This is a genomic window from Streptomyces sp. NPDC044704 (assembly GCF_056433525.1).
In genome coordinates, this window is record NZ_JBWKGY010000002.1 from 537,635 (window position 1) to 550,262 (window position 12,628).

At 73.5% G+C, this 12,628-nt stretch carries 10 protein-coding genes; 2 read left to right on the forward strand and 8 right to left on the reverse strand.

What is annotated here, in order from left to right:
• Positions 1 to 74 precede the first annotated feature (74 nt).
• From AC07B0_RS06795 to AC07B0_RS06810, 4 genes are all read right to left on the reverse strand, one after another.
• Positions 75 to 1,328 (reverse strand): beta-ketoacyl synthase N-terminal-like domain-containing protein, encoded by a 1,254-nt coding sequence (locus tag AC07B0_RS06795; protein WP_467292674.1) that lies wholly within the window; start codon positions 1,326 to 1,328, stop codon positions 75 to 77.
• Complete coding sequence (locus tag AC07B0_RS06800; RefSeq protein WP_356882510.1) at positions 1,325 to 2,596, reverse strand: beta-ketoacyl-[acyl-carrier-protein] synthase family protein; 1,272 nt, start codon at positions 2,594 to 2,596, stop codon at positions 1,325 to 1,327. The genes AC07B0_RS06795 and AC07B0_RS06800 overlap by 4 nt, the downstream gene beginning before the upstream one ends.
• Positions 2,593 to 3,039, reverse strand: a complete 447-nt coding sequence (locus tag AC07B0_RS06805) for a cupin domain-containing protein (protein ID WP_356882508.1) — start codon at positions 3,037 to 3,039, stop codon at positions 2,593 to 2,595. The genes AC07B0_RS06800 and AC07B0_RS06805 overlap by 4 nt, the downstream gene beginning before the upstream one ends.
• Positions 3,040 to 3,140: 101 nt before the next feature.
• Positions 3,141 to 4,241, reverse strand: coding sequence for a SchA/CurD-like domain-containing protein (locus AC07B0_RS06810; RefSeq protein ID WP_356882506.1), 1,101 nt, complete (start codon positions 4,239 to 4,241; stop codon positions 3,141 to 3,143).
• Between the two features lie 273 nt (positions 4,242 to 4,514).
• Between AC07B0_RS06810 and AC07B0_RS06815 the strand changes: the two genes are divergently transcribed.
• A complete protein-coding gene (locus tag AC07B0_RS06815) occupies positions 4,515 to 6,146 on the forward strand; it encodes an FAD-dependent oxidoreductase (RefSeq protein WP_356882504.1) in 1,632 nt (543 codons plus the stop codon).
• 41 nt (positions 6,147 to 6,187) lie between these two features.
• On the opposite strand, the gene AC07B0_RS06820 is transcribed toward AC07B0_RS06815, so the two are convergent.
• The 4 genes from AC07B0_RS06820 to AC07B0_RS06835 form a co-directional block, all read right to left on the reverse strand.
• On the reverse strand, positions 6,188 to 6,397 hold the full coding sequence (locus AC07B0_RS06820) for an acyl-CoA carboxylase subunit epsilon (RefSeq protein WP_356882537.1): 210 nt from the start codon (positions 6,395 to 6,397) through the stop codon (positions 6,188 to 6,190).
• Between the two features lie 183 nt (positions 6,398 to 6,580).
• Complete coding sequence (locus tag AC07B0_RS06825) at positions 6,581 to 8,464, reverse strand: galactose oxidase-like domain-containing protein (protein WP_478897069.1); 1,884 nt, start codon at positions 8,462 to 8,464, stop codon at positions 6,581 to 6,583.
• 157 nt (positions 8,465 to 8,621) lie between these two features.
• Entirely contained in the window at positions 8,622 to 8,972 is a 351-nt protein-coding gene (locus AC07B0_RS06830; RefSeq protein ID WP_356882500.1) for a VOC family protein, read from the reverse strand.
• A gap of 58 nt (positions 8,973 to 9,030) precedes the next feature.
• Positions 9,031 to 10,137, reverse strand: a complete 1,107-nt coding sequence (locus AC07B0_RS06835) for a M20 family metallopeptidase (protein WP_469377905.1) — start codon at positions 10,135 to 10,137, stop codon at positions 9,031 to 9,033.
• Positions 10,138 to 10,378: 241 nt separating this feature from the next.
• Here AC07B0_RS06835 and AC07B0_RS06840 point away from each other — a divergent pair, with 241 nt between their 5' ends.
• Complete coding sequence (locus AC07B0_RS06840) at positions 10,379 to 12,574, forward strand: HelD family protein (protein WP_469378090.1); 2,196 nt, start codon at positions 10,379 to 10,381, stop codon at positions 12,572 to 12,574.
• The last annotated feature ends 54 nt before the right edge of the window (positions 12,575 to 12,628 follow it).

Here is a 12,628-nt window from a genome sequence, read left to right on the forward strand (position 1 = left end):
GGTGCCTTCTCTCTTTCCTGCTTCCGGAGAGCCGCGCCGATGAGGCCGCGGCCCTGACGAACGGGTCCCGATCCCTACGCGGGCGATTCGGGCCCTGTGCGGAGGACGAGTGCCGCGTTCGAGCCCATCAGGCCCCGGCTCAGTACGAGCGCGGTCCGTACGGGCACGACCCGGGCGCTGCCGGTGACGAGATCGAGGTCGTGGCAGACGTCGAAGACGTTCGGCGTGGGGGGTACGACGCCGTGCTCCAGGGCCAGGACGGCCGAGGCGACGTCGAGGGTGCCGGCCGCGCAGTACGCCCGTCCGGTACCGGTCTTGGGGGCGGTCACGGCCACCTTGGCCCCGTGCCCGCCGAGCGCGTCGTGGATCGCCCGGACCTCGGCGGCGTCCGCCTCCGGCGTCCCGAGGGCATCGGCGAAGACCACGTCCACCTCCTCCGGTGCGCAGCCGGCCTCCGCGAGCGCGCCGCGGATCGCGTGGGCGAGCCCCTGCGCCGACTCCTCCCAGCGCCCCGGCCCGGTGAAGGTGGCGGCGTGGCCGGCCAGTACGGCCCGCACCGGCGCGCCCCTGGCCGCGGCCGCGGCGGCCTCCTCGACCACGAACATCGCGCCGCCCTCGGCCGGGGCGAACCCGCACGCCTTCGCGGTGAAGGGCCGGTAGGCACGCTCCGGTTCCTCCCGGGTGCTGAGGCCCGGGTACCCGAGCTGGCACACCACCGAGTACGGGGCGAGCGGCGCCTCCGTGGCTCCGACGAGCATCGCCCGGCTGCCCTGGCGGATCTGCCGGGCGGCGTGCGCGAAGGCGTCGAGCCCGCCCGCCTCGTCGGAGGCGACGACCCCGCACGGGCCCTTGAACCCGCGCCGGATGGAGACCTGGCCGGTGCTGGCCGCGTAGAACCAGGCGATCGACTGGTACGGGCCGACGTAGCGGGGGCCCTGCCCCCACAGCCGCTGCAGCTCGCGCTGCCCGAACTCGCCGCCGCCCGAACCCGCGGCGGTGACCACGCCCACCGCGTACGGGTCGTCCTCGTAGTCCGCCCGGCCCAGCCGGGCGTGCTCCAGGGCGAGGTCGGCCGCGGCCAGGGCGTAGTGACTGAAACGGTCGGTCTGCACCAGGAAGCGGTCCTCGACCAGGGCGCCGGGCTCGAAGCCCCGCACCTCGCCCGCGACCCGCAGCGGCAGGTGCTCGCACCCCTCCCGCGTGACCCGGTCGAGGACGCTCTGGCCCGACTGGGTCGCCTTCCAGAAGGCATCGGCGCCGATCCCGTTGGGCGCGACGACCCCGATGCCCGTGACGACCACCGACTTTCCGGCAGTACGGCTCTTCACGCGCGTACCTCCTTGGGCTGGGTCAGGACCACGGCGGACTGGAAGCCGCCGAATCCGCTGCCGACCGACAGCACGTTGCGCAGGGTGTGGCCGCGGGCCGTGCGCGGCACGTAGTCCAGATCGCATTCCGGATCCGGGGTCTCGTAGTTCGCCGTCGGCGGCACCACGTGATGCGTCATGGCCAGGACGCAGGCCGCGAGCTCGATCGCCCCGATCGCGCCGAGGGAGTGCCCCACCATGGACTTGATGGAGCTCATCGGCGTCTTGTACGCGTGATCGCCCAGCACCCGCTTGACGGCCGCCGTCTCGTGGCGGTCGTTCTGCTTGGTGCCGGAGCCGTGCGCGTTGACGTAGTCGATCGAACCGGCGTCGACCTGGGCCTGGGCCAGGGCCGTCTGGATCGCCCGGGCCATCTCCAGACCCTCGGCGGTCAGTCCCGTCATGTGGTGGGCGTTGCCGAAGGTGGCGTAGCCGCCGATCTCGCAGTAGACGGTCGCGCCGCGGGCCCGGGCGTGCTCCAGGTCCTCCAGCACCAGGACCGCCCCGCCCTCGCCGAGGACGAAACCGTCCCGGTCCGCGTCGAACGGACGTGACGCGTGCGCCGGGTCGTCGTTGTTCGCCGAGGTCGCCTTGATGGCGTCGAAGCAGGCCACGGTGATCGGGGAGACGGGCGAGTCGGAGGCACCGGCGATGCACACGTCCATCCGGCCCTCCTGTATCGCGTGCACGGCGTACCCGACGGCGTCGAGCCCGGACGTGCAGCCCGTGGAGACGGTCTGCACCGGCCCGCGCGCCCCGGTCTGCTCCGCCACCGCCGAAGCGAGCGTGGCGGGCGTGAACGCGCGGTGCAGGAAGGGGGAGGCCAGGCGGTGGTCCACGTCCCACCAGTCGCCCTGCTGGCTGACGGCGACGTAGTCGTGCTCCAGACGGGTGGTCCCGCCCACGGCCGTGCCCAGGGACACCCCGGTGCGCCACGCCGTGTCGCCGTCGAGTTCCAGCCCCGCGTCGGCCACCGCCTCGCGGGCGGCGACCAGCGCGAACTGGATGTACCGGTCCGCCCGGGCCGCGTCATCGGGGCCCAGGCCGTGTGCGGTCGGCTCGAAGTCGACCTCGGCGGCTATCCGGGAGCGGAACCCGGCCGGGTCGAAGAGGGTGATGCCCCGCGTCGCCGTCCGGCCGTTGGACAGCAGGTCCCAGAACGCGGCGGCGCCGATCCCGCCGGGCGCGACGACACCGACCCCGGTGACGGCCACCCGCCGGCGGGTCAAGAGACCACACCCGTACGCTCGGGCGGGCGCTCCGCCCACCCGGAGGCCTCCGGGTTCGGAGCCTCCTCGGTGTCGACGTGCCCGAGCTCCGGGCGCGGCGCGAGCGGGCCGAGGTGGAAGACCATCCGGGCCTCGGTGGAGCCGACGTTGCGGAAGCGGTGGCGCATGTTCAGCGGGACGAGCAGCCCCTGGTCGGTGCGCAGCGGGTGGGCTTCCCCGTCGAGGTCGACCTCCAGGGTGCCGCTCACCACGTACACGAACTCCTCGGAGTACGGGTGGTAGTGCTCGGCGATCGACTCCCCGGGAGCCATGACGGCCAGCCCCATGAAACCGCTGGTCGAGCCCACCGAGGTCGGCGTGAGGACGGCGCGCAGGTCACCTCCGCGCCGGGTGTTGGGCTGCGTCTCGCTGAGATCCACGATGCGCGGGTGATGTTGGGTCATGACTGACTTCCTCCTGGCGGATGCGGAGCCTGGACGTGGGGCTGCCGGTGGTGGTGGGGTGCTGCTCGGGCCGCGCCGGCGGGGCGCCGCGGCCGTCCGGATCAGGACTGCGCCGGAGCCCGACGGTCGGTGATCAGGTCCATGGGGTGGGGTGCGCCGTCCGGGGCCGCCGTGGGCTCCCCGGCCAGCAGCCGGCGCAGTACCGCCGCCTTGCGCGGGCCCTCGATGCCGAACCCGGCGGCGAACGCGCCGTCCGACGGGCCGGTGACGTCGAGGAGCCGGACCACGATGTCGTCGCGCTGGAAGACGGTGCTGCTCACCACCGGACTGGTGGGCCGCTGCGCCGCGGCCTCGTCCTGCCGGGCCAGGAAGCGGGCCACCAGCGGTCCGCAACCGGGCTTGGCCGGGTAGAACAGCGCGTGCCGGCGCAGCTGCTCCGGCTCCCGGCCGGGCGCCGCCACGTGGTGGACGGCCGGCAGGGCCGCCTTCATGAAGAACAGCCGGGCCGACTCGGCGTCGCCCAGGTCCCGGTCCTGCTCCAGATAAGGATTGATGGCCTGCTCCACGGCCCGCACCTCGGGCTGCTCCGACACGTGCCGCAGCGCCGACATCAGGTCGCCCTGGACCTCCACCGCCCGGACCACCCGGTTGCCGTGCATGTACAGGGACGTCCGGCACAGCCGGGTGTGGTCGTCGACGCGGGCGGCCGGCGAGGCGTACGAGGACAGGATCTCCGCGACCTTCTCCTCGCTGCCGGGCTTGACCGTGAAGGTCAGGGCGTGGCGCACGATGCCCGCACCCAGCCGGGGGGCGCCCTGGAGGCGGGCCGCGACCGCCCCGGAGGGGGCCTCGTAGCGCCTGCCCGTCTCGCGCAGGACGGTGAACTTCAGCGGGCGCATGGACCGGGCACAGGCACCCAGCGGGCGGACCTGCTCGGCGTGCTCCTCGCTGTTCACCCAGGCGAGGTACTGCGGGGCGCTCTCCCACTCGCTGGTGATCAGCCACTGCGAGGGGTTCTCGAAGGACTGGCACAGCTGGTCGCCGAGGTGGCCGGGCACCGAGGCGATGTCGTGCCGCAGCTGCTCGTAGGCGTCGAAGAACTGCTGCTGGACCCCCTCGTGCAGGTCCATCAGGAGGACGACCCGGAGCATGGAGCCGTCGAAGGCCGACTGCGACACCCGTTCGGACAGGGTGGTTGTCATCTGCTCACTCCTTCGTGAGGGCATGGAGTCCGGCGCTAACGCGCTCACATGCGTCTTCGGCTGCCATGGCCCGGGGCCGCGGGGCCGGAGCCCGTGCGATCGGGGACGGCGGGGCCGAGGGTCCGCCGCTGTCGCTCATCGTCATCCGGCCGGGTACGGATCGCTACATCTCCGGATCAAGCGGGTGACAAGAGGCGAATCACCAGGGCATCGAGGCTCATCGGGGGCATAAGGCGACCACTGCCCCCCACACGAAACAGGAGCCCGCAGCTGATGGAAGAGCATGCCGATGTTCGCGTACCGGTCCTCGTCGTGGGCGGCTCCCTCGTGGGCCTGTCCACCTCGCTGTTCCTGAGCCGTCACGGCATCAGGCACCTGCTGGTCGAGAAGCATTCCGGTACCTCCGTCCACCCTCGCGGACGAGGAATCAACGCACGGACGATGGAACTGTTCCGGACGGCGGGCGCCGAGCCCGCCATCCGCAAGGAGGCCTCCGCGCTGGAGGCCAACCAGGGAATCCTGCAGACCCACGCGCTGATCGGCGGCGAGCACAAGTGGCTGATCAAGGCGGTCGACCCCTCCGGGGCGCTCGCCCGCTTCAGCCCCACCGGCTGGTGCCTGTGCAGCCAGAACAACATCGAGCCGGTCCTCGCCGCCCAGAGCCGCGCCCAGGGCGCCGACGTGCGCTTCTCCACCGAACTGATGAGCTTCGACCAGGACGCCACGGGAGTGACCGCCCTGGTGAAGAACCGCGAGACCGGTGAGCACCTCACCGTCCGCGCCGACTACCTGATCGCCGCCGACGGCCCGCGCAGCCCCGTCCGGGAGGCGCTCGGCATCCGCCAGACCGGCAACGGCGAGCTGTTCCACAACGTCAGCATCGTCTTCCGCTCCCAGAACCTCGCCGAGGCCCTCGGTGACCTGCGGTTCATCGTCTGCTACCTGATGCGCCCCGGCGCGGACGGCGCCCTGCTGCCGGTGGACAACGAGACCGAGTGGGTCTTCCACGCCCCCTGGCACCCGGAGACCGGCGAAACCCTGGAGGACTTCACGGAGGAGCGCTGCGTGGCGCAGATCCGCGAGGCCATCGGGGTGCCCGACCTGGACGTCGAGATCGGCGGCAAGGCCCCCTGGCACGCCGCCGAACGGGTCGCCGAGCAGTACCGCGTCGGCCGCGTCTTCGTGGTCGGCGACGCGGCGCACGAGATGTCCCCGACGGGTGCGTTCGGCTCCAACACGGGCATCCAGGACGCGCACAACCTCGCCTGGAAGGTCGCGGCGGTCCTGAACGGCTCCGCCGGCCCCGGCCTCCTCGACACGTACGAGGCCGAGCGGCTGCCGGTGGCGAAGGCCACCAGCGAACGCGCCTCCGCCCGTTCCGCCGAGCACAGCCACCCCGGTTACGTACCGCCCCCCACCATGGGCGGCGGCCCCGGCAGCGGCGTGCTGACCACCGCCATGGGCTACGCCTACCCCGAGGGCGCGGTCATCGGCGGCGACACCACCCGGCCGATCATCCCCGAGAAGATGCGCCTCGCCGGCGACGTCGGCACCCGCGCACCGCACATGTGGCTGACCCGGGCGGGGGAGCGGATCTCCACGCTCGACCTGTACGAGACCTCGTTCGTGCTGCTCAGCGCCCCGGGCACGCCCTGGCGGGCCGCGGCGGACGAGGTGGCGCGGCAGCTGTCGGCGCGCCTGGACGCCTACACGATCGGTTCGGCGCCCGACGCCGACCTGGTCCAGGCGCCCGACGCCGACTGGGCCGCCCTGCACGAGCTGCCGGCCGACGGCGCGGTGCTCGTCCGTCCGGACGGGTTCGTGGCCTGGCGTGCGGAGGGCGCCGCGGCGGATCCGCGGGCGGCGCTGCTGGAGGCGATGTCACTCCTGCTCGCGCGTTCCTGACCGGCCGTTCCCGACCGGTCGTTCCCGAGCGGCAGGACGGGTCAGCGGCAGGCCCAGCACCCCGCCCAGCATCCGTGGCCCACCGGCCGCGGGCGCGGGCGGCGGTGCCGGTCCTGCGCGGGGCGGGTGGCCAGTGCGGCGGCCCGCCCCGCGAGGCAGGCGACCACGACGGCGATCGCGGCCAGTTCCTCGGGTTCGGCGGTGCCTCGGTGGACCCGGAGCAGGCTGGCTATGGGGGCGTCGTTTCGCATCGACACGGCCTCTCAGCAGGAGAGTTCACCTTGCCGGGGCCGCTGGGACCCTGACGCTCACGACGCTACGAGCCCCCCGGCGGCCTGTCGTGCCGGGGAGCTCCGTCCACACCCATCCGTGCGACGCGCCCGGGACGCGGGGGACCCGGCGGGCGGCGGCCGGAGGGGTGACGGCGGGCGGGTTCAGCGCACGCCGAGTTTCACCCACTTGGCGGTGCTGGGAACGCCCCGCGCGTCCAGCAGGAACAGCATGTAGTAACCGGGCGGCGCGTCCGCCGCGGACGGCGGGGTCCGCAGCCCGATCGTGTCGCCCCGCACCCCGGTGACGCGCAGCTCCAGGTGGCGCTGGCTGGTGTTCACAGCGTGCGTCACCGTCGTCGGGGCCAGCAGCACCGCCCGCCTGACCGAGGCGGCGCTCGTGCTGCGGACCTCGAAGGCGCTGTCGTGGGCCAGCTCGCGCCCGGGGACGCGGTCGAGCGAGGGCCTCGGACCCCGGTGCAGGTAGGCGGGTTCGTAGAGTTCGACGCTGCCGTCCATCGCGTCCCGGACGTCGGGGTCGTTCGCGATCTGCTGGAGCTCGTCGCCGGTGACCGTGACCCGGCCGTCGGGCATGACCAGGGCGTTGGAGTGGTAGCCGCGGGGCAGGCGCTGGGCCGGCCCGAGCCGCCAGTGCCCGCGCGCGTCGCGCAGTTCGGTCTGCCGGTACTTGAGGTCGGCCTTCGGGTTGAAGGGGCCGTTGCCGTAGTCCCGCGTGCTCAGGGCGCCGTTGACGGTGAGCAGGGTGGCGTCCGGGAGGATCAGCGTGTCGTCCTGGGTCCGGCCGAAGGCCCGCGGTCGCTCCGTGGTCCACCGCCCTCCCGCCAGCCGGTAGGTGTTCGGGTCGTGCGGATCGCCGCCGAGGACGAGCACGGAGTCCGGACCGCGGAACCCGGCGGGGAGGGGTACGGCGGAACCGTAGCCGCGGAAGTCCGCCGGGCGCCGCGGCAGGTCGGTGCGGGTCTCCTTGACGGGGTCGAACAGCCACTGCTGGTCGGCGTCCCGGCCCAGGCCGTAGATCAGGCCGTCCCGCAGCGAGAACAGGTGCGGATAGTCGTTCCTGAAGGGCGCGTCCGCCCCGAACCGCTCGGCGGCGACGTCGAGCGGGATGTCGTACGGACGCCAGGGCACGGGCAGGCGCTTCGCCGGGAAGCGTTCCACCACGGGCGTCGGGGTGCCCGTACCGCGCTCGGACTGGCCCGACATGATGATCTGGCGCCCGTCCGCGCCCGTGACCACCGACGGGTACCAGCGGCCGACTGCCATGTCGCGGTTGCGGAACCAGGTCTCCGTCCACGGGTCGAAGACGAAGGACAGCTTCGCGCCGCTGCCGCCCTTGCCGCCGGTGTTGCCGCCGAACACGGCCAGCATGCCGTTGGGGAGGAAGGCGTGCCCGGCGCAGAAGAACGGCGCGGGGCGCGGCGCGTGCGTGCCGTCGGGCATCAGGACGGTCGGGGGCCGGACCTCCTTGAAGGCGCGGGCGCCCGTCCCGCGGGCCGGGTCCCACAGGAAGGCGCGGCCGGCGTTGGTGGGGCCGATGCGGTCAGTGGGGCCCGTCTCCTTGGTGGGGTCGGTCTCGACGCGTTCGAAGGAGAAGAGCAGCACCTTGCCGGTCGGCAGCTGGGCGAGGTGGACGCCGAAGTCGGGGGAGGGGAAGAACTCCGTGAACCGGCCCGACTCCGCGGCGGTGAAGGAGGCGTTGACCCGCTGTTGCGAGGCCCGCAGCGACTCCAGGCTCGCGGTGCGGGTCGTCTGCGGGTACTCCACGGCGCCCCGGACGGCCGCGCGCCGCCCGGCGTGCGCGCGGGCGTGCTCCTCGCCGAGCAGGGCGACCTCGTCGGCGGCGGGCTCGGCGGCGCGGGCCGCCGCCGCTCCGAGGGGGTGACCGTGGTCGTGCGGGTGGTCGTGGGCCGGCGGCAGCCGGTGCCCGCCGGGGGCCGCCGAGGCCGGGACGGCGAGCGTGGCCGCGACCGCCAGCGCCGAGAGGAACACGCCTGCGGACTGGGCGGCGGACCGGTGTGCTCGGGACATGCCTCTCCTCGGTGCGACTGCCGGGACGGGACGCCCATGCTAGGAGAAACGGGACGAACCGCCGCATGTGACGCGAGGTCGCTTCCCGACCGGACCGGACCGGCCCCGCCGGACGGTGCGCCCGTCCGGCTGGGGCGGGGGTGGGGCGGGGCTGCGGTCAGCGGTGGCCCAGGACGTTGACCACGCGGCCGTTGGGGTCGCGCACGAAGAACCGGCGCACTCCCCACTCCTCGTCCTGAAGGGGGTGGACGATCTCCGCCCCGCTGTCGCGCAGGGCGGCGTAGGCCGCGTCCACGTCGTCCACCTCGACGCTCATGTCGGGCGTGACGGGCGCGGTCCTGTCCTCCTCGGCCATCAGGCTGATCTGCGCCGACGGGTTGGAGGGGGACGCCAGCGTCATGATCCATCCGAGGTTCATGACCTCCTCGAAGCCCAGCAGGCCGTAGAACTCCCGGCTCTCCGGCACGGCTTCCGAACGGACGTTGGGTACGACGCGGCGGACGGTCATGGGCGGCTCCACGGGAGAAGGGACGTATCTGCGGTCTTCGGGCCCCCGGACGTCCCCGTCACTTCCGCGCGTCGCGGATCGCGTTCACCAGGCCGGCGACGAGGTGGGCCCGTTCGGCCATGGAGGCGATGACCAGGTACTCGTGGTCGGCGTGGGCTCCGCCGCCGACCGCTCCGAGGCCGTCGAGGGTGGGTACTCCGAGTGCGGCCGTGAAGTTGCCGTCGCTCCCGCCGCCGACGGCCCTGCCCTCGATGCCGGGGAGCAGCCGCCGCGCCACCGCGAAGAGTTCGGCCGAGGCCGACTCGGGCATGGGGGGCCGTCCGACGCCGCCCTGGACGGTGATCCGCGCCCCGTCGAGGTGCGGGGTCAGGGCCGCGAAGGCGGCTTCGATCCGTTCCTTCTCGTCGGCGGACTCCACCCGGACGTCGACGACGACGGTCGCCTCGGCGGGTACGACGTTGTCCAGGGTTCCGGCGGCGGCGACGGTCGGGGTCACCGTCGTGCCGATCGCGGGCCGGCCGAGCGCCGCGATCTCCAGTACCTGGTGGGCCGCTTCGACGAGGGCGTTGATCCCGGCGGCGGGTTCGAGCCCGGCGTGCGAGGCGCGGCCGGCGATGGAGACCTGGAAGGTGCCGCATCCCTTGCGGCCGGTCTTGAGGCCGCCGCCGTCGGCGGCGCCCTCGAAGACGAGCACGGCGCCGCAGGCCAGGGCCCGTTCTTCGATGAGGGCGCGCGAGGAGTGGGAGCCGACCTCCTCGTCGGCGGTCACGAGGACCTCGACGCCCGAGAGGTCGTCGAGCGTCGCGAGTCCGTGCACGGCCTGGACGAGTCCGCCCAGCATGTCGAACACGCCGGGGCCGGTGACGTGCCCGTCGGCGACGGTGAAGGGGCGCCGTTCGAGGGTGCCGAGCGGGAACACCGTGTCGTGGTGACCGAGGATCAGCACGCGGGGGGTACCGCCGCCGGACCAGTGGACGTGGGGTCCGGCTTCGCTCTCGACGAGGACGGCGTGCCCGCCGAGACGCTCGTCGAGGAGGGCGGCGACCGCTTTGGCCGATGCGGCCAGCGCGTCGTGGTCGCGCGAGGGGGACTCGGTTTCGACGAGTGTCCTGAGGTCCTCGATCATCGCGTCAACGTTCACATCGACGGTCTTGTGCGTCGTCATCCCGCAAGACTACTGCGGGCCCGCGCGCCACCGGGCGGCAGCATGGCGCAAAAATATATCCCCGGACGAATTGACGTCCGGGGTGTGTGCCTGAGTATATTCGATGTTTCACGTCATCCTCGAAAGAGGGCGTGAAGAAGTGTTGTAGAGGCATCGTATCGCGTCGGGAGCGGAATTGTCAAACACGGAACGTGAAAACGAGCAGCAATTCATCACCCGGCTGTACGCGCGCCTCGAAGACATGCGGGACCAGGCCGAACGTGCTGTTCGGGCCGCCCTGAAGGCAGGCGGCAGCGGATATCAGGCGCGCCTGGAACGCGATGTCCTCGTCGCCGAACAATCCGGGCTGCTTTCCGCCCTGAACTCGGCCGAGCACGGTCTTTGTTTCGGCCGCCTGGAGTTCACCGACGGCCGCGACCACCACATCGGCCGCATCGGCATCAGGCAGGACGACGCCGAACGCACCCCCCTCGTACTCGACTGGCGGGCCGAAAGGGCACGCCCGTTCTACCTGGCGACCGGGCACGTCCCCATGGGGCTGCGCCGCCGCCGGCACATCACCACCCGGGACCGCACGGTCACCGCCCTGCACGACGAGATCCTCGACCTCACCGACACCGAGCGCACCGGCTACGAGGGGGCCGACGCGGACGCCGTCCTCCTCGCGGCCCTCGACGCCGCCCGGACCGGCCGCATGCACGACATCGTGCGGACCATCCAGGCCGAGCAGGACCGCGTCATCCGCTCACCGCACCAGGGGGTCCTGGTCGTGGAGGGCGGTCCGGGCACCGGCAAGACGGCCGTGGCCCTGCACCGCGCCGCCTACCTCCTCTACGCGCACCGGGAACTCCTCGCCCGGCGCGGCGTGCTCATCGTCGGCCCGAACCCCGCCTTCCTCGGCTACATCGGGGAGGTGCTGCCCTCCCTCGGCGAGACCGGCGTCCTCCTCGCCTCCCCCGGCGACCTGTTCCCCGGCGTCCACGCGACCGGAACCGAACGCCCCGGCGCCGCCGAGGTGAAGGGCCGCGCGGCCATGGCCGAGGTCCTCGCCCGCGTCGTCGCGGACCGCCAGACCCTGCCCGAGGGCATCCCCGCGGGCAGCGGCGAGGACAGCGCCGTCGTCCCCGAACCCGCGCTGGAGATCGACCACGACGACTACGGCACCCTCCTGCTCGACCGCACCATGGCCCACGCGGCCCGTGACCGGGCCCGTGCCACCGGCCTGCCCCACAACCCGGCACGCCCCTACTTCGCGTTCGCCGTCATCGACGCCCTCACCGCGCAGCTCGCCGACCGGCTCGGCGCCGACCCCTACGGCGGCCCCAACCTCCTCGGCCCGGACGACGTCGCGCAGCTCGGCAAGGAGATCGCCACCAGCGCCGAGGTGCACGCGGCCATCGACACCCTCTGGCCCCCGCTCACCCCCGGCCGGCTGATCACCGAGTTCCTCGCCGACCCCACCCACCTCCAGGCCCGGGACGCCGACCTGATCCGGCGCACCGGCGGCGACTGGACCCCCGCCGACGTCCCGCTCCTCGACGAGGCCGCCGAACTCCTCGGCTTCGACGACACCGCCCGGCGGGCCGCCGAGGAACGCGACCGGCTGGAGCGCGTCGCCTACGCCCAGGGGGTCCTCGACCTCTCCCAGGGCTCGGACTCCTACGAGTTCGAGGACGCCGAGAACGAGTACCTCGCCGCCCACGACATCATCGACGCCCAGCGCATGGCGGAGCGTCAGGAAGAGGCGGACCACCGCACCGCCGCCGAGCGGGCCGCCGCCGACCGGACCTGGGCCTTCGGGCACGTCATCGTCGACGAGGCGCAGGAACTGTCCGAGATGGCGTGGCGCCTGCTCATGCGCCGCTGCCCCACCCGGTCCATGACGCTCGTCGGCGACCCGGCCCAGACCGGCGACGAAGCGGGCTGCGGCTCCTGGCGGCAGATCCTCGAACCGTACGTGGGCTCCCGCTGGGAGCGCGTACGCCTCGGGGTCAACTACCGTACGCCCGCCGAGATCATGGAGGTGGCCGCCGCCGTGCTCCGCGCCCACCGGCCCGGCTTCGAGCCGCCGCGCTCGGTGCGCTCCACCGGCGTGCCGCCCCGGGTGCGGGCGGCGGACGACCTCGCCGCCGGCGTCGCCGGAGCGGTCCGCGAGGCCACCCCCGCCGAAGGACGGCTCGCGGTGATCGCGCCGCGCCCGCTGCACCCCGAACTGGCCGCGGCCCTGCCCGGCGTACGGGCGGGGGAGGAGCCGGACCTGACCCGGCCGGTGGTCCTGCTGGACCCGCGCCAGGCCAAGGGGCTGGAGTTCGACACCGTGATCGTGGCCGAACCCGCCGACTTCCAGCCGAGCGACCTGTACGTCGCCCTCACCCGGGCCACCCAGCACCTCGGCGTGGTCCACACCGGCCGCCTCCCGCAGGGGCTGCGGGCCTGACCGCCGCGGACCGGCCACCCCCGCCCGGGGGAGCGGCCGGCGCCGCGCGCCCCG

Coding starts and splice junctions, on each gene's coding strand:
- AC07B0_RS06810 (WP_356882506.1), bottom strand. CDS start 4,241: ATGACAACCACCCTGTCCGAACGGGTGTCGCAGTCGGCCTTCGACGGC.
- AC07B0_RS06820 (WP_356882537.1), bottom strand. CDS start 6,397: ATGCGAAACGACGCCCCCATAGCCAGCCTGCTCCGGGTCCACCGAGGC.
- AC07B0_RS06840 (WP_469378090.1), top strand. CDS start 10,379: ATGCGGGACCAGGCCGAACGTGCTGTTCGGGCCGCCCTGAAGGCAGGC.
- AC07B0_RS06830 (WP_356882500.1), bottom strand. CDS start 8,972: ATGACCGTCCGCCGCGTCGTACCCAACGTCCGTTCGGAAGCCGTGCCG.
- AC07B0_RS06805 (WP_356882508.1), bottom strand. CDS start 3,039: ATGACCCAACATCACCCGCGCATCGTGGATCTCAGCGAGACGCAGCCC.
- AC07B0_RS06835 (WP_469377905.1), bottom strand. CDS start 10,137: ATGACGACGCACAAGACCGTCGATGTGAACGTTGACGCGATGATCGAG.
- AC07B0_RS06825 (WP_478897069.1), bottom strand. CDS start 8,464: ATGTCCCGAGCACACCGGTCCGCCGCCCAGTCCGCAGGCGTGTTCCTC.
- AC07B0_RS06815 (WP_356882504.1), top strand. CDS start 4,515: ATGGAAGAGCATGCCGATGTTCGCGTACCGGTCCTCGTCGTGGGCGGC.